At 40.6% G+C, this 17,358-nt stretch carries 17 protein-coding genes and 1 tRNA gene; 11 read left to right on the forward strand and 7 right to left on the reverse strand.

What is annotated here, in order from left to right:
- Positions 1-162 precede the first annotated feature (162 nt).
- Positions 163-1,458 (forward strand): serine hydrolase, encoded by a 1,296-nt coding sequence (locus ID165_RS07635; RefSeq protein WP_192349768.1) that lies wholly within the window; start codon positions 163-165, stop codon positions 1,456-1,458.
- Positions 1,459-1,611: 153 nt separating this feature from the next.
- Here the strand turns inward: ID165_RS07635 and ID165_RS07640 are convergent, their stop codons facing one another.
- Both ID165_RS07640 and ID165_RS07645 read right to left on the reverse strand, forming a co-directional pair.
- A complete protein-coding gene (locus ID165_RS07640; RefSeq protein WP_192349769.1) occupies positions 1,612-1,914 on the reverse strand; it encodes a helix-turn-helix transcriptional regulator in 303 nt (100 codons plus the stop codon).
- Between the two features lie 4 nt (positions 1,915-1,918).
- A complete protein-coding gene (locus ID165_RS07645; protein WP_192349770.1) occupies positions 1,919-2,332 on the reverse strand; it encodes a helix-turn-helix transcriptional regulator in 414 nt (137 codons plus the stop codon).
- Positions 2,333-2,506: 174 nt separating this feature from the next.
- Here ID165_RS07645 and ID165_RS07650 point away from each other — a divergent pair, with 174 nt between their 5' ends.
- The 6 genes from ID165_RS07650 to ID165_RS07680 all read left to right on the forward strand — a co-directional run bounded on the left by ID165_RS07650 (position 2,507) and on the right by ID165_RS07680 (position 10,318).
- A complete protein-coding gene (locus ID165_RS07650; protein WP_192349771.1) occupies positions 2,507-3,157 on the forward strand; it encodes a hypothetical protein in 651 nt (216 codons plus the stop codon).
- 189 nt (positions 3,158-3,346) lie between these two features.
- The gene (locus ID165_RS07655; protein ID WP_192349772.1) at positions 3,347-4,858 is read left to right on the forward strand and encodes an RNA-binding domain-containing protein; all 1,512 of its coding nucleotides are present in this window, start codon (positions 3,347-3,349) and stop codon (positions 4,856-4,858) included.
- A 169-nt stretch (positions 4,859-5,027) separates the two neighbouring features.
- A complete protein-coding gene (locus ID165_RS07665; protein WP_192349773.1) occupies positions 5,028-6,917 on the forward strand; it encodes a hypothetical protein in 1,890 nt (629 codons plus the stop codon).
- Positions 6,910-7,671, forward strand: coding sequence for a nucleotidyltransferase domain-containing protein (locus tag ID165_RS07670; RefSeq protein ID WP_192349774.1), 762 nt, complete (start codon positions 6,910-6,912; stop codon positions 7,669-7,671). Before ID165_RS07665 ends, ID165_RS07670 begins: the two co-directional genes overlap by 8 nt.
- Entirely contained in the window at positions 7,668-8,732 is a 1,065-nt protein-coding gene (locus ID165_RS07675; protein WP_192349775.1) for a DNA polymerase beta superfamily protein, read from the forward strand. Before ID165_RS07670 ends, ID165_RS07675 begins: the two co-directional genes overlap by 4 nt.
- A 119-nt stretch (positions 8,733-8,851) precedes the next feature.
- The gene (locus ID165_RS07680; protein ID WP_192349776.1) at positions 8,852-10,318 is read left to right on the forward strand and encodes a DASS family sodium-coupled anion symporter; all 1,467 of its coding nucleotides are present in this window, start codon (positions 8,852-8,854) and stop codon (positions 10,316-10,318) included.
- A 516-nt stretch (positions 10,319-10,834) separates the two neighbouring features.
- On the opposite strand, the gene ID165_RS07685 is transcribed toward ID165_RS07680, so the two are convergent.
- The gene (locus ID165_RS07685) at positions 10,835-11,485 is read right to left on the reverse strand and encodes an ABC transporter ATP-binding protein (protein WP_192349777.1); all 651 of its coding nucleotides are present in this window, start codon (positions 11,483-11,485) and stop codon (positions 10,835-10,837) included.
- Between the two features lie 142 nt (positions 11,486-11,627).
- Here ID165_RS07685 and sucC point away from each other — a divergent pair, with 142 nt between their 5' ends.
- Together sucC and ID165_RS07695 are read left to right on the forward strand one after the other, a co-directional pair.
- Entirely contained in the window at positions 11,628-12,842 is a 1,215-nt protein-coding gene (gene sucC, locus ID165_RS07690) for an ADP-forming succinate--CoA ligase subunit beta (protein WP_192349778.1), read from the forward strand.
- Between the two features lie 40 nt (positions 12,843-12,882).
- A tRNA-Arg gene (locus ID165_RS07695) sits at positions 12,883-12,956 on the forward strand.
- A gap of 386 nt (positions 12,957-13,342) precedes the next feature.
- Here the strand turns inward: ID165_RS07695 and galE are convergent.
- Positions 13,343-14,350: a UDP-glucose 4-epimerase GalE gene (galE, locus tag ID165_RS07700; RefSeq protein ID WP_192349779.1), complete on the reverse strand. Its 1,008-nt coding sequence runs from the start codon at positions 14,348-14,350 to the stop codon at positions 13,343-13,345.
- 215 nt (positions 14,351-14,565) lie between these two features.
- Here galE and ID165_RS07705 point away from each other — a divergent pair, with 215 nt between their 5' ends.
- Entirely contained in the window at positions 14,566-14,952 is a 387-nt protein-coding gene (locus ID165_RS07705; protein WP_192349780.1) for a hypothetical protein, read from the forward strand.
- A gap of 101 nt (positions 14,953-15,053) precedes the next feature.
- On the opposite strand, the gene arfB is transcribed toward ID165_RS07705, so the two are convergent.
- Positions 15,054-15,485: an alternative ribosome rescue aminoacyl-tRNA hydrolase ArfB gene (gene arfB, locus ID165_RS07710; protein WP_192349781.1), complete on the reverse strand. Its 432-nt coding sequence runs from the start codon at positions 15,483-15,485 to the stop codon at positions 15,054-15,056.
- 148 nt (positions 15,486-15,633) lie between these two features.
- Between arfB and ID165_RS26905 the strand changes: the two genes are divergently transcribed.
- Complete coding sequence (locus tag ID165_RS26905; RefSeq protein ID WP_255505167.1) at positions 15,634-15,756, forward strand: hypothetical protein; 123 nt, start codon at positions 15,634-15,636, stop codon at positions 15,754-15,756.
- 187 nt (positions 15,757-15,943) lie between these two features.
- On the opposite strand, the gene ID165_RS07715 is transcribed toward ID165_RS26905, so the two are convergent.
- Both ID165_RS07715 and ID165_RS07720 read right to left on the reverse strand, forming a co-directional pair.
- Positions 15,944-16,357 (reverse strand): Rrf2 family transcriptional regulator, encoded by a 414-nt coding sequence (locus ID165_RS07715; protein ID WP_192349782.1) that lies wholly within the window; start codon positions 16,355-16,357, stop codon positions 15,944-15,946.
- Positions 16,358-16,411: 54 nt separating this feature from the next.
- Positions 16,412-17,284 (reverse strand): sulfite exporter TauE/SafE family protein, encoded by an 873-nt coding sequence (locus ID165_RS07720; RefSeq protein ID WP_192349783.1) that lies wholly within the window; start codon positions 17,282-17,284, stop codon positions 16,412-16,414.
- Positions 17,285-17,358: the final 74 nt, after the last annotated feature.

A 17,358-nucleotide genomic window follows, 5' to 3' on the forward strand; every position in this document is an offset into this window, starting at 1 on the left:
AAAACGAATACCATCTCGTTTTCATAATCAGCCCCATTTTCAATACACTAATTACCAATTTCTTGCCGCTAAAGGTGAAAAATCAAAAAAGCATACCGCTAATACTATTGCCGGTTATTTTGCGAAAGATTTTTGCATATTTATGCATACAACTTAGCTCAGATGAAAATATTAGCGTTTTCGTTTTTCTTACTTACTTCTGTGATGCAACTTGGATTTGCCCAACGGGAACTGATCCATGCCAAGCCGGCTACATTAGGATTTGATGAAGATTTCATCAGCCAAAAAGTGGATTCAATTATGGAAATGGGCATCGACAGTTTGGCTTTTCCGGGAGCACAACTTTTGGTAGCGAAGAACGATACGGTTATTTTTCACAAAGCCTACGGTTATCATACCTACGGCAACACTCAACCCGTCGCATTGAACGACTTATACGATTTAGCTTCGGTGACCAAAATTGCCGGGCCTTTGCCCGCCTTAATGAAGTTGGTGGACGAGGGGAAACTTGATCTGGACAAGCCTTTCAGTACCTATTGGGAACCTTGGAGAAACCGAAAAGACAAAAAAGAGCTTACACTCCGGGAGATTTTGGCACATCAGGCTGGTTTAGTCCCCTACATTGTGTTTTTGGAAAAGGTGGTTCGGAAAAATGGCAAGATCAAACCAAGATTTGTGCATAATACCTCCAATAAACGATTTCAAGGGCAAGTATACGATGGGCTTTATATCAACAATCGGTTTGAACGGAAAATGAACCGAATCATTAACCGGTCCGAAGTCTCGGACGAAAAGAAATACCTGTATTCGGGACTCACTTTTTTGATTTTTCCCAGTTTGATCGAGCAACTCACGGGAACCGACTATCAAAGCTATTTGGAAGAGAATTTCTATCAACGGTTAGGGGCTAATACCTTGGGATATCTACCCGAGGGAAAAAATTATGTAAATGCCATCGTCCCCACCGAAGTGGATTCCCTCTTAAGAAAAACCTTGGTAAAAGGATGGGTACACGACGAAAACGCAGCGCTTAAAGGAGGGGTTTCGGGGAATGCCGGGTTGTTCGGTACAGCCGATGATTTGGCCAAATTGATGCTCTTTTATCAGAATTATGGCAGTGTGGATGGTCAGCAGCTTATTTCTGCCGAAACCGTGAAAGCGTTTACCGAGGTGCAGTTTCGCGAAAATGAAAACCGCCGCGGTCTGGGTTTTGACAAACCTCTTTTGAATAATGCCGAGCTTCCCTTGGCAGAAGCTTATCCTTCGCCTTTGGCAAGTCCCGAAAGTTTTGGTCACTCCGGTTTTACGGGAACTTTTGTGTGGGCCGATCCCGAAAAAAAGCTCACGTTTATATTTCTATCCAACCGGGTGTATCCGTCCAGAAACCACCAGAACTTGTATAATTTGAATATTCGAACAGCTTTGCAAGATGTTTTTTATCGGGCAGAACAGAACTAGGTTTCTGATGTGAAAAAACCGGGAAATTTCTTTTATAACCACCTATGTTGATCATGAACCTATATCGTAGGGTTTTCGATGCGAATAACCTTTGAGGTTTTTTACAGCGGAGTGATTTTTTTTAAACCGCAAAGGCGCGAAGGACACATGAGATTACAAATCCCGAACAGCATGTAAATCAATATCTAAGGCTCTTTCCAATTGGGATATGGTTGATAAATTAAAATCAAATTCACCTTTTACCATTTGGCCTACTTGCTGAGGAGTTAAACTCAGTGTATTGGCCAGATCGTTTTGATTCCAGCCTTTATCATCCAATGCATCCAGAATGCATAAAGCTATCTTTCTAGAACTCTTGAGCCATTCCTTGTTTTCTTTTCTAAAAACAACTTTCTCCTTCCAGTTGGAAGGGGGATTCTTTGCCGCTAAATCTATCAATTTTTCTTCTGTCGACATTCTATTATTTCTTCATATTCTCCAGCATCGCCTGCAAGGTCAGGATCATATCATCCTTTTCCTTCAGCATACGCTCGTACAGCTTTTTGTTCTCATCCATGGCTTCAAGCCATTTTTCAATTGGGTTAAAATGGAAGGTTGGATGAAAATTGTATCCGTTGGATTGATCATTAAAAGTATTTGAGATAAAAGTAATCGCCTGTTCCTCATCAAAGTTCCTGATGGCTTCCACAGGAATCTTCAATGCATCAGCTATTTCTTGGAGCAGTGCTGTCTCGATGCTTTCCTTTTGCTCGAGTAGGGAGATTTTCTTCTGGTTCCAGTCATCGCCCAATTCATAGGCCAGCGCTTCCTGTTTGATGCCCAGCATTTCCCTAAAACGTTTCACATTTCGTCCTTCGTGTATCTTTGCTTCCATTTGTTCAGATTTTATAATGATTAAAGTTAAGCCATATTTCCTAAATCAGCCTATTTCAAAACGGAAGATGACGTCTAAAATACCCATTCTACCGGAATAAAATATCCAATCCTGGAATAGCAAACTAAGCCAGCTTAACTGATTATTGCCGTCTAACTCATTGTACTTCAAGATATGGCAGCAAGAAAGAAAAATCAACCGCAATTCAAAAATTTGGTAAGCAGCACAGAACAAGCCCAGGCAACTTTTCGGATTCTTTTTACCGAATTTACCGCTGATGTGCATATAGAAGGCATTGTACATTGGTTGGGCAAAAGGGAAGACCATTGTGCCTTAAGGAATTTTTTTAGTATGCCTGAATTGTTGGAGGACTATTCTCTGGAGGAAATCCTAAAAGGAAAGGTCCCACTTCCGATCCCCTGTGATAAAGAATGCCGTTCCATGGTTAAAATTGGGTTCCTATTGTTTACGTTGCTCGATTTAAGCTGGAGCTTAGTGGGAGAGGAGCTTTACCAAAATCCTTCTGCCATCTGGCCAGAGATAGACCCGGAAGACTCCAAACTAGAAATCATTTCATTGATCCTGGATACAGTCAGTCATGGGGAGATACAACAGGAATTTGGACATACGATAACGTCTATTGTAGGCGATTCCTATTATCAGGAGTTTATGGATAAGTTGAAGAACGTGGGACTTGATATAAGTCCTGAGGAAATTTATGCTCTGGAAAATGACCCCAAGCTCAAGGAACATATGCAGCTCATGAACTGGGCAGCTATGATGCGATGCTTTTTGTGTGCGGTGTATTTTTATTTTGGGGATTGAGGGGAGTTATACCCAGGTAACCGGGGTTGGATCCGATGATGCCATCAAATAATTTAATTATATTGGTTTCTGAAGACAGACATATCATCAACGTTAGATCGGAGATCAGAAAACATAGTTGGATACAGTAAGTCGTTTACGGATGATATTTAAAATCCATCAAGAATTAAACCCTGAAGTCTGGAAAAGATGAGTTTACTGATCACCATAGAAGACTTATTATCTGGCAAAATCGTGGAAGGAGAAAGGCTGGAACTTAAAAAAGGCTGGAACCCGAAGGCCATTATGCGTACTGTTTGCGCTTTTGCCAATGATTTTGAGAATACCGGAAGTGGTTACATTATACTAGGAGTAGAAGAGGTAGATGGCAGGCCGGTTCGTCCCGTTTTTGGATTTAATCCGAATGATTTGGAAAAGATACAAAAGCAAATGGTGATCTATGCTAATTTGGTGCAGCCTCCATATTTCCCTCGATTGTCGTTAGAAGAAGTTGATGAAAAGCTTGTGCTTGTGATCTGGGTACCTTCAGGTAGCAATCGACCTTACAAAGTTCCCGATGATGTCTTGGCAAAACAAAAAACATATAATTATAGAATCAGACAGTATTCCAGTAGCATAATACCCAGTATTGAACAAGAAGCAGAATTAGTTCAGCTTACAGCCAAGATTCCTTTTGATGATCGGGTGAATACCCAAGCGAAAGTAGCCGACCTGAATTTTGGCCTGATGCGAGAGCATTTGGCTCAGACGGGAAGTAAGCTTTACAGCAAAAGTGCAAAAATGAGCGTGGAGCAGTTGGCAGAGCAAATGAATCTTTGTCAGGGATCTAAGGAGTACCGCTTTCCAAAAAATGTGGGCTTGCTGATGTTTTCTGAGGATACTGAGAAGTATTTTCCCTACGCCAAAATAGATGTAGTAGAATTCCCGGATGGGCTAGGGGCCAAGCGTTTCAATGAAAAGACTTTTGATGGCCCCATTCAGCATCAGTTAGTGGACGTGCTGTCCTTCCTGAAAACAAATATCATCAAGGGTAAAGTAGTCAAGCATGCTAATCGGGAGGAATCAGATAAGATCTATAATTATCCGTATCAAGCTATTGAAGAAGCGCTCTCCAATGCGGTGTATCATCGCAATTATGAATTACAGGAACCTATTGAAGTCAGAATTCTGCCTGATAGCATAGGGATCATAAGCTACAATGGTGTAGATCCATCTATTAAGCAGAAAGATTTTGACAAAGGAGTGATCAGAGCAAGAAGATACAGAAATAGACGTGTGGGAGAATTTTTGAAGGAGCTACGGTTGACAGAAGGTCGAGGTACCGGCATTCCTACGATTATAAAGTCCCTACATGATAACGGCTCTAACAAGCCTTCATTCGACACAGATGATCCTGATAGAAGGCACTTCATTATAGAGTTTCCGATTCATGGTGAATTTAAGAAAACTATAAAAAAAGCAGGTGGTGCAATAGGTGGTGCAATAGGTGGTGCAATAGGTGGTGCAATAGAACTTACAGATAGGCAAATTGAGGTGTTAGAATTAATTAGGGAGAATGATAAAATTGGATACAGGGAAGTGGCCGAAAGGCTAGGTATCAATAATTCAGCTGCACAAGGACATTTTGACGCACTGAAAGAAAAGAAAGCAATAGAAAGAGTTGGAGGAACTAGAGGATTTTGGAGAATAAAAAACAGGTAATCATAGACGCAATTAAGTGTTGGACTGAATTGGCTGAAAGAGGAGGAGAGGGGATGGTCGTCACATCATTGGATAAGAACATAAAAATCTTGAAGAATAGAGGAATGTATATTTGGAGTGATGGCTTTAGAAAGCAAAGCTGTTGATCCGAGGTTGTAAAATTGAAAGTATGAGATTCAGAAAAATTCTTTTCCAGAAAGATGGAGTTCCAGATCAAATCCTCAATAAAAAGCTTGAGTATTTTCATCATTACTGGTCATTGGTTTTACATACTGACAAAAGGGATAAATCACTGTACTTAGATGCAGCCAGGTTTGATTCTCACCGATCACTACTTAGTAATTGTCTTGTAGAATTAGAATCTACAGGTGATCAACATGTAAAAAGATCAATAAGTAATATTCTAAAATTGTACTTGTCGTCTGGCTTATTTCAAAAAGGAAATCTTTTTATTCGAGAGAATTTAGAGATTAAAAAAAGCTTCGACAAGATTAAAAAGGAGCTTGAATCAAATAAGGATAAATATTCACGGAAAGAAGCGGTCAATAAAATTTCGGAGATACGGAATTTAATATTAGGTGATCAAAACTCTGATTACACGGGGCTTATAACTAATTATTTGGTTAAAATATTTTCTAATGAGAAAGACTTAGATAGCAGAATAGAGCAAGATTTAGATTTTTTAGTTAATGCTTTAATTGTTGAGTTTTTCCACATAGGATATTCCATAGATTTCATAAAAAGAGTACCTGATATTATTCTCTTTATGGAGGCAGGGTTTCCTCATGAAGTTTTTGAGGAAAACAAAATCCCTGAATATACACAAAATGTTACTTTAGGGACTCGATTGAGAGGGTTACAAACTTTTCTTCTAAGGAAACCTCATGATGGTTATTACATTTTCAAAGTTGATGGAATTGATTTCCAGTTAGATAAACCGGTTAAACTTTGGGGTAGTGAAATATATAATCCACAGACTCAATCTAAAATAAAAAGACAAGGAGTTAAGGAATGGATTTATCAAAGTTGGGTAGAATCAGAATTGTTTTATGTTGAGGAAAAGAAATCTACTTGTAATATTTTAGTTCCTTTCCAATATCAATATGAGGATGGTTTCTTAATTGGTCAAGGAAGTCTATTCAAAGCTTTCAAAAGTGCGCAAGAAACACTTGTGGGTCTAAACCGAATAAGGAATATGTACGACACATTTTGTGTCCAACATAATGGCATTATTGATGTCAGGAACCATATAATACTTTCCTCGGAGTTTTATTCGGTTAAATCTCCCCATCGTCCATTCAACCAAGTTGAGGAATTGAAATTGCAGATGCCCCAACTAAAAATGGCACAAGACTTTGTTGACTACATGAATTGCCTTAGTGTGAAAGATCTATTGAACAAAAAAGTGATCGAGTGTAATTCATTGCTTCAGAAGTATCGGAACGAACCTTGGAAATTCAAATTCAATGAACTGTGGATTAAGGTATTTGAATCATTTTTTCCTAACGATGTTCACGAGATTAAGAGGTTTTCATTAAAATGTCTTATTCTAAGATTGGACCGGCATTATATCAACTACTTAAAAGGCTTTTTTTATGACTCACTAGGGAGACAATTCAATTTTTTGGAAGAATCCTATCAATCTTTTTCAGAAGCAGACCAAACAAAACTGGAAATTCTTCATATTGAAATTGGGCAGAAGATTATTGCTGGCAATGATTTTAAACAGAATTTCTTAACCATGTCAGAGAAAATTGGCTCTCGAGTATTAAGTAAGAATCTGCAAATGGCTAAACATCACACGGAAAGAAAAGAAGACTTTATTAAGGATATAGAGCGATGGGTTAACACTGTTTTAGATCAAGTATATGCACAAAGAAACGTATATGCTCATTCAAATAGTATTGATGAATTTGGAGCTATGAAGCTCAAAGAAGACTTTATCTATTTGGCGAGCGTAGTAATTGGAGAAATTCATTCCAAAATTTACCAAGGATCAGCTGTCCCAATCAAAGCAATCAGTGACGAATTTGACATAGTGGAGAGAACTTATGTATGAATTGATTAAGAATCAGCTTTCTGAACTAGAGAATACACATTCAATCAAGATCCTCTTTGCCTGCGAATCAGGCTCGCGGGCTTGGGGATTCCCATCTCCAAATAGCGATTATGATGTTCGCTTCATCTATACACAAGATCTTGATTGGCACTTGTCACTCTTGGATAAAAAAGACACCATTGATCTTCCAATTAATGATGATCTGGATATTGGTGGTTGGGAAATCAAGAAAGCGCTCGGGCTGCTTTGGAAATCAAATCCACCTTTATTGGAATGGTTACAATCTCCAATCGTCTATCAGGCGGAAAATAGATTCTTTCAGGATATTCAAGACTTATGCTTAGCGTACTTTTCTCCAATTGCCGTCATGCATCATTACCTGAGTATGTCAAAGAAGTACTATGAAGCTTGTAAAGAAAATGATCGTATCAAACTTAAGAAGTATTTCTACGCACTTAGAACCGCTATCGCTGGAAAATGGGTGCGAGAGATGGGGACTATTCCGCACATCGAATTGACAAAGATGCTTGATGTCGTAACGGAAGAGATGCGTGAAAAAATCCTAGAACTCATCAAAATAAAAGCTCTAAAAAATGAAGATTATCTGCACAAAAAAGAGCCTTTAATTGATGATTTTCTTACAGAAACCATTAAGGAAAATGAAGCTGTTGCAAACGACCTGCCTTCAGCAAAAGGAGATATTGAACGGTTGGACAGTTTCTTTCGAAAAGTAGTAAAAGGGGAATACCAATGACATTAGAAGAACTCTATTCAAAAGATATCATTGTCTTTGACTGTCTCAGCGGAAGTCATGCCTATGGTTTGGCCACTCCTGAATCGGATGTTGATGTAAAAGGCGTCTTCATACTGCCAGAGGAAGACTATTTTGGTTTGAACTATGTAGAGCAGGTCAACAATGAAACCAATGATATAGTCTACTATGAGCTAAAACGTTTTGTTGAACTGCTTTCAAAAAGCAATCCCAACATCCTGGAACTACTCTATACACCAGGTGATTCAGTACGCAAGGTTCATTCAACATTCGAAAAAATCAGATCCATGAATCTCCTGTCGAAACAATGCAAGGAAACCTTTGGCGGCTATGCCATGACACAGGTTAGAAAAGCCAAAGGACTGAATAAGAAGATCCTGAATCCAGTAGAAGAGGAACGAAAAGGTATTTTGGATTTCTGTTTTATAGCTTATGAACAAGGCTCGATTCCAGTCATAGATTTTTTAGCCATCAACAAAATAGATCAGTCTAAATGCGGTCTTTCACGAATTCCACACATGCATGAGATGTATGGTTTGTATTACGGAGAAACGTCATTTAAAGGAATAGCTAGAAAGGAAAACGCCAATGAGGTTTCATTAAGTTCTATCCCTAAAGGCATTGAGCCACTTGCCGTTATGTCATTCAACAAATCTGCTTACTCTAAATATTGTAAAGATTACAGGGAGTATTGGGAATGGGTTGAACAAAGGAATGATGCCAGGTATCAAAACACACTGGATCACGGAAAGAACTATGACGCTAAGAATATGATGCACACTATCAGGCTTTTAACCATGTGTGAAGAGATTGGTTTGGAGGGAAAGCTTAATGTCAGAAGGGAGGATAGAGATTACCTGCTAAGAATAAAGAAGGGTGAATTTCAATATGATGAGCTTGTTGAAATCACTGAGGCCAAGATTGCCTCTATCAATGCGGTGTATGAAAAATCTGATTTGCCAGACCAACCGGATAAAAAGGAATTGAATGACATGCTTGTTAAAATCAGAAAGGAGTTCTATGTGGCTTCTAGCCCTAGATGAAGTTTTACTATTTGTTACATAATTTATATTATGTTAAATACAAAAATCAATCTCCCTCCATTTCCCATTTATTTTTAACTTAAGGCTCTGGATTCCCTATACCCCGACCTGCAAGCTTTATGAATAATCAACTTCCCCGACTGGGGCTTTTTCTTGGACCTATAGCTTTTCTGCTTATTATTTTTCTCGTGGACTCTCCGGGCTTAACTCCCGAATCCCGGGCCATGCTGGCGCTTGCTGCCTGGATGGCGATTTGGTGGATCTCTGAAGCCATTCCTATTGCTGCCACGGCTTTTCTCCCGCTGATATTTATGCCTATGCTCGGGATATTGCCTATAGTAGATGTATCGAGCAACTACATGCATCCTACAGTTATGCTCTACATGGGCGGTTTCCTTCTGGCCACAGGAATTGAGAAATGGAATCTGCACCGCAGAATTGCACTTAACATAATAAATTTATTAGGCACTGATCTGCGACGCATCGTTTTGGGATTTATCCTTGCTACCGGAATTCTCTCCATGTGGATTTCCAACTCAGCCACTTCCCTGATGATGCTGCCCATCGGTCTGGCAGTGGTCAATCAATTCAAAGATCAACTAGGTTCTTCTAATTCAGTGATTGCGGATAGCTTGGGTAAAAATATTATGCTGGGAATCGCTTACGGAGCTTCCATAGGCGGAGTTGCCACGCTGATCGGCACACCTACCAATACGATACTTGCCGCTGTAGTCTCTGATCTGTATGGTTACACCATCGGGTTTAACGAATGGTTGCTTTTTGGACTTCCATTAGCGGCTGTTTTGTTGTTTATCTGCTGGTTTTATCTGGTGAACTCAGCGAATCCACTTCCCAAGAACTTCAGCCTTACTGATGGTAAAAACATCGTTTCTAAGCAATTGGAAGCACTTGGGAAGATTAATTTCGAAGAGAAAACCGTGATGATCGTCTTCGGATTGGTTTGCCTGGCATGGATTACCCGGAGTTTTTTACTGGAGAAATTCCTACCGGAAATAAACGATACGATCATTGTATTGATAGGAGTAGTTCTCCTCTTTGTCCTCCCCTCCTCTACCAAGAATGTGCGGATTTTGGACTGGAAAACTGCCGAGAAAATCCCTTGGGGAGTGTTGATTCTATTTGGTGGCGGACTGGCTTTGGCTGCGGGTTTTCAGAGCACAGGACTTGCAGAATGGATCGGTCAGAAATTCACGCTGCTGGAGGGCATCAGCTACATTGCCCTACTCCTTGTAATAGTAGCTTCGGTTAATTTCCTTACCGAGGTCACTTCCAATGTAGCGACAGCTTCCATGTTGCTTCCGATTCTTGCTTCGGTGGCCTTCAAACTGGATTTGCATCCTTTTGGATTGATGATTGGGGCTACTTTGGCCGCCAGTTGTGCCTTTATGCTTCCGGTGGCCACTCCGCCCAATGCCGTGGTTTTTGGTTCGGGTTATTTGAAGATGAAGGATATGGTGAGTGCCGGTTTTTGGCTAAATATCATTTCGATTATTTTGGTGACTTTGATGGTGTATTTTGTGCTTCCGCTGATGTGGGGAATTGATTTGCTGAGCAATCCGTTTTGATTTTGGATTTACGAAGTACGATTTACGGCATTCTTGATAATGGGTACATTTATTTGAACCTCATAGGCTCATTAGATTTCATTGCTCATCATTCGGCGCGTTCGTCATTGCGAGGAAAAATCAATGACCAAAGGGAATTGTTTTTGACGTGGCAATCTCTTATGAGTACTCATTACGATGAGATCGCCGCGCTTTGCTCGCGATGACGAATAGCTGCTGAAGTGTGGATCACTTCGAGATTCGTTTATTTACGATTTACGATATCGGATTTACGGCGTTCTTGATAATGGGTACATTTATTTGAACCTCATAGGTCGGTGTTCGTCATTGCGAGGAAAAACCAATGAGCGAAGGGAATCGGTTTTGACGAAGCAATCTCATGAGTGTGCTCCTTACTACAGGATCGCCGCGCTATGCTACCTATGACGAACTAAGTAGAAGACTGTCAACTAATTTTCCTTTGCGCCGCCGCGCTTTTGCGGGAGCTACATTAAAACCTTCGAGGATAAAAATACCTCAAAGGATCAGTCCATCCTGCATCACTACTTTTCGGTCGGCCATTTCTGCTAGTTCCTCATTGTGCGTCACGATTACGAAAGCCTGACCCAATTCTTTGCGAAGCGTAAAAAACAATTCATGCAGCCCCCGGGCATTTTGGGTATCCAGATTTCCACTCGGTTCATCCGCAAACACCACAGCAGGACTATTGATCAAAGCCCTGGCCACGGCTACTCTTTGTTGCTCACCTCCGGAAAGTGTGGATGGCTTGTGGTCTAACCTATGTGAAATCCCCAACAATTCGGCAAGTTCTCCTGATTTCTTATTCAGTTTTTCCGTGGAAGTCTGGCCGATAAAACCCGGGATCATAATATTTTCCTGGGCGGTGAATTCAGGCAGGAGATTATGAAATTGGAAAATAAATCCAATCCGTTCATTTCTGAATTTTGCCAACTCCTCCCCTTTCAGACTGAGAAGTTTTTTCCCATCCATCTCCAAAGTACCTTGGTCAGGATGATCCAAAGTACCCAAAATATGAAGAAGGGTGCTTTTGCCGGCTCCCGAGGAACCGACTATGGAAACAATCTCAGAAGTTAAAATTTCTAGGTCCACACCTTTTAATACTTGAAGGCTTCCATAAGATTTATGGATACCGTTGGCTTTCAGCATACTAACATGTTTAATTCGTTCAAAAATAGGACAAATGCCTATCTCAATGGGAAATTAACGGCTTTTTTTCCTGAAAAAGGAAAAAGTCAGGGTTGATTTATCGAGTCTTACGACTTAACTTCGGGCAAAAATTTCCAAAGGAATGAATATTCACGAATATCAGGCTAAAGAAGTATTAAAAGGTTACGGGGTCCGTATTCAGGAGGGTATAGTCGCAGACACCCCTGAAGCAGCTCATGAAGCAGCCGTTAAGTTAAACGAGCAAACCGGTACTAGCTGGTACGTGATCAAAGCTCAGATTCACGCAGGTGGACGTGGAAAAGGCAAAGTCAACGAAACCGGTTCTAACGGAGTAGTTCTTGCCAAAAAATTGGAAGATGTCTCTGAAAAGGCTAAAAATATACTTGGCGGTACATTGGTTACGCACCAGACCGGTCCGGAAGGAAAAGTAGTAAATAAGGTTTTGATCGCTGAGGATGTATACTATCCGGGAGCTTCTGAGCCAAAAGAATATTACCTCTCTATCCTATTGGACAGAGCTACGGGAAGCAACGTGATCATGGCCTCTACCGAAGGTGGAATGGACATCGAGGAAGTTGCGGAGCACACTCCTGAGAAAATCATGAAGGAGTGGATCGATCCTAAAGTTGGTCTTCAGGCTTTCCAAGCTAGAAAAGTGGCATTTGGACTTGGTCTTTCCGGTAATGCATTCAAAGAAATGGTGAAATTCATCACTGCCCTTTACAATGCGTACGAAGGAACTGACTCTTCTCAGTTTGAAATCAACCCGGTATTGAAGACTTCCGATGATAAGATCTTGGCAGTAGATGCCAAAGTGAATATCGATGACAATGCACTTTACAGACAAAAGGGATTGGCGGCATTGAGAGATGTGGCTGAAGAAGATCCATTGGAAGTAGAGGCGGGAGAATCAGGACTGAACTATGTGAAACTGGACGGAAACGTAGGTTGCATGGTGAATGGTGCCGGTCTTGCGATGGCTACTATGGATATGATCAAATTGGTCGGCGGCGAGCCTGCTAACTTCCTAGATGTGGGAGGAGGGGCAAATGCTACTACCGTAGAAGCAGGTTTCAGAATCATCCTTCAGGATCCTAACGTAAAAGCTATACTGATCAACGTATTCGGTGGTATCGTAAGATGTGACAGAATCGCCAGCGGTGTGGTAGAAGCTTACAAATCTATCGGAGACATCAGAGTTCCTATTATCGTGAGACTACAGGGAACTAATGCTGAAGAAGGTGCAAAAATCATCGACGAATCAGGATTGAAGGTTTCTTCTGCAATTACATTGAAAGAAGCTGCTGAAAAAGTACAGGCAGTACTGGAAGCTTAACATAAAATACAGTAATGAGGAGCAATTCTCATTACTTTCTGCACTCGTAGTTCAACTGGATAGAATATCAGATTTCGGCTCTGAGGGTTGAGGGTTCGAATCCTTCCGAGTGCACTTAAGGCTTAGGCGATTGTCTAAGCCTTTTTTAATTAGAAAGAGCGCACCGGTTTCTTTCTGATTTTTTAAGGTAAAGTCGCTGATTTCGCCCAAAGTGTGGTGAATCACACGAAACTTGCACTTGGGGATGTGGGACTGTTGAAGACCTATTACTAACATTTTTCGCTTTCTGCTGCATTTTTAAATATCTGAATAGCAACAAGATAGTCCTCCCCTGTTATATCTAAACTACTCTAAAAAGTATACTTTGCCTGTACACACATATTAACTTATCGCATTAAAAAGAGAAGCTTAGGAACCAAATACAACCTACCCCCCTGTGATATACAAATTGCTTGTTTCATAGGGGGTATAGGTCAAACTGGAAATTTCGAAGTGTTTCCTTACAATGTCTTTTGCCAATTCCAGCTATCTCTCAGAGAATCTTCCAGCGAATAACTAGGATGCCAATTTAGCACAGTGTTGATTTTGGCAGTATCTGCCCAGATTTTCACAATATCACCTGCCCTTCTATTTCCTATTTCAAAATTAACTTTTACTCCGTTGACTTTTTCAAAGGTTCTGATCACTTCCAATACGGTGTTTCCATTTCCTGTGCCCACATTGAACACATCATAGAAATTATCCTGTTGCTCTCCCAGATATGCCAAAGCCTTCACATGGGCATCAGCCAAATCCATTACATGAATAAAATCCCTGACACAGGATCCATCCTCAGTATCGTAATCATCTCCGAAAACAGTAAGTTTCTCACGGATTCCTGCAGCTGTTTGGGTTACAAAGGGAACCAAGTTAGCAGGTGTGCCAATAGGTAATTCACCGATTTTACCGCTGGGATGAGCTCCCACAGGATTGAAATAACGCAAAGATATCACCCGGATTCCAGACCGGCTTTTTACAAAATCCATCAGAATATCCTCACATATTTTTTTAGTATTCCCGTATGGGCTCTCTGCGTCCTGGCGGGGAGTATCTTCTGTCACAGGCAAGATTTCAGGCTGGCCGTACACAGTACATGAGGAAGAGAAAACCAAATCTTTAATTTGCCTAGCCTCCATAAAATCAAGAACCGTAAGCAAGGATCCCAGGTTATTTCGGTAATACTTCAGCGGCTGAACCGTACTTTCACCAACAGCCTTGAAAGCTGCAAAATGAATAACCCCTTCAATCACATGCTCGGAGGCAATTTGATCTAAAAGATTGCGATCGCTGCAATCACCTCTGTAGAAAGTAAGGCTTTTGCCAATAATCTCTTTCAATCTATCCAAGACTTTTTCTTCTGAATTAGAAAGGTCGTCTATGATGATCGGATTGTATCCCGCTTCTACCAATTGGACCGCGGTGTGGGAGCCAATATAACCTGCTCCACCTGTGATTAAAATATTTTTCATTTCGTAGAAAAGTTTGCCAGGACAAAACTATCCTTTTGTACGGATAAAATGGAATTGTTTTCAGAGAAGAATAATGAAAAAGCTACTTCAAAGCAGTACGTAGGAAGGAGGTCACACTATAAAACTTTTTTCACAGACTGAAACCCAGCTACTCGATTTTACGTTGTCAATTCTTGTTCAAGTAATAGATCCATGATTTTTATACGTTAAGCCAGATGAAGGAACTGCTACTATTTCTGATATTCACAAGTGTTACATGTATTTCTGCATTTTCTCAGGCTATCAGCTCGAAAAAGTACGATCTCAACTTCACTCCTCACACCATGGATTATAGTCAGAATTTTCATAAAATTCAAGACTCAACAGCTCAAAACGGGCTCTTCAACGATTCATTTCCTTTCAAAGAATTTGATGGCCTAGGGCTGTTAAACCCTTCTATCGGAGATACAAATCTCCTGTATTTTAAAGATCAGAATCAACTTGTAGAAAATCCTGAAAAGCTATATACGCTGAGAATCTTCAAACCTTCGGGTGACCACCCAATTCAAATTTACGAAGCTGACTCTTCCAAAAATTTTACACTTTTGATAAAAGAATACTGATCTCGGTGGTCACTAATTTGCCCTAAAATTACTGATCAGTATATCTGAACAATTAGACATGGCCGTAATAGATTACTGAGACTGTCCACTGATCACTGCCCCTATTCCTTCCAGCCACGGTTGGCTTTTTTTTCGGACTGGTTTTTCTTTGCTTTTAGTCTTTTTTCAATTGCTCCCTTTTTGGGTTTTGTGGCTTTCCGAATTCTTTTTTTATGAAAAGCTTTGCGGAGCAAATCCTCAAACTTTCGGATGACCAGTTCTTTGTTTTGGATCTGTGAACGCTTTTCCTGAGACTGCAGCTGTAATACGCCTGTCTGATCTGTCTTTGTCTGTAGCTTTTCCAGCAACAGATTCTTTTCTTCCTCACTCAACTGACGGGAATTGGGAATATTGAATTTCAGTTGAACTTTGGTTTCCACCTTATTGACATTTTGCCCTCCTGCTCCCCCACTTCTTGAGGTGATAAATTGGAGTTCACTGAGAAAGTCTCCCCTTGCTATTCTAGCGTTTATATTTTTCTCTTCCTGATCCATTTCTTTATTAATTCAGCAGGTCCCAATTCCTTTGAACGTATATATAACCGATCAGACCTGAAAACGAAAGTAGAGGTAAACTTATCATCAAAAAAGAGAATGTAAATACTAATTTAAAGTCAAACTCAACAATCGAACCCGGGGTAACTTGAAAAACAGAAGAGGATTTTTGATGAAATCTGCACTTGAAGCCGGAGGACTAACTTTGACTTCTGCTTGGGTACACGTTGCTCCGGGGATCATCAAGTACCTGACGGTTCGGATGCAGTAAAAAAAGTGTGGAAATGTCTTGATTTTTGCAAAAAAGTGTTAACTTAATAGCGTGTACTATTATCCATAAAGCTTTTTCAAGCTATTTTTAGAAGCGGCGGACTCAGATCTGCCGCTTTTTCCTTTTAAAAATGTCTCAAATTAGTGCGGAATAAATAACGATGCAGTTATAAATTTCCTTGGCAGATCTATCTGTCCTCAGCAAGTGTCGTGATGGGACGTTCCAGAATGGGAAGCATTTCATTTCTAAGTTCAGAAAAAAGTTTGCGAATTCTACAGGTTTCTTCGTCGGTACACTCCCCACAAGATTCGTAAAATCGCTCTGAAACGCAGGGAATTAAAGCTATTGGCCCGTCCACTACCCGCATGATCTGGGCAACGGTTATTTCATTCGGATCTTTGGCAAGTGTATAACCTCCTTCAGCTCCGCGCACACTTTTCACCAGTTGATGGGTTTTGAGATCACGAAGGATATTCTCCAGAAACTTATAAGGGATGTTTTCGTGTGCCGAGATCAATTTTGCCGAAAGAGGTTTATCTTCCACATGATCTTGGAGATATAAAATGGTTTTGATGGCGTATTTAGCGCGTTTGGAAAGCATCTCAGGAGTTTGGTTGCCTGAAATTACACAATTCCTCCAAAAGCCCAGATTTCTTTAGGCAAGTGTGAGGTACATCGTTCGAATACTCAGAAAAATAATCAGTAGTCCGACCATAATCATAAGGTACTTTGGCTTGACCAATTTGCAGATGTAAGCTGCAAAAGGAGCTGCTACAACTCCACCCACAATCAGCCCGAGCACTGGAGCCAAACTCAGTTCTTTTACAAAGTAAAGAAAGGTGCTTGCACTTGCCAACGAAACAAAAAACTCGACAAAGTTACCCGTACCAATGGCATACCGTGGGATTTTGCCTTTGCTAAGAAGGGTACTGTTGACAATCGGCCCCCATCCCCCACCACCAACAGCATCGGCAAAACCACCCGTCGTTGCAAGGATGGGTAAGCTTCTGCTGTTGGGATTAAATTTTGGCTTTTTCTTTTTGAATACTTTGCCCAAAATCACAATACCCATTACGAATAAATAAACCGCGATCACCGGCTTTACCAGATCTCCATCAATATTAGAAAGTAAAAATGCCCCTATTATGGATCCTAACACACCCGGAATCAGGAGTTTCTTCGCCAGTTTCCAATCTACATTTCCCATTTTCCAATGAGAAATGCCTGAAGCCAAACTCGTAAAAACCTGAGCAAAGTGTACCCATGCAGATGCAGCAGCCGGAGGTACACCGATCCCCAGCAAAATTGAATTACAACTGACTCCGTAAGCCATTCCCAAGGCTCCATCGATACTTTGTGCCACAAACCCTACCAACAAGAACCATAAAAAAGATTCTATATCAAGTTCCCAGTTGTCAATGGCTTGAGAGAATGTCTGAGTGACAATGAGCCCAAACATCATTAAGGCAAAACCAAAAAACATTGCCCAAAATGGCTCTGTCTTTAGTCTGATAAGGATTCGCTGCATAGGTTCAATTGATAAGAATGAATGTATCAGTCCCAAAATTAACCACAATAATTTTATTTCCTACCAATTTTATA

It is taken from the genome of Algoriphagus sp. Y33 (genome assembly GCF_014838715.1).
In the GTDB taxonomy this organism is placed as follows: Bacteria; Bacteroidota; Bacteroidia; order Cytophagales; family Cyclobacteriaceae; genus Algoriphagus.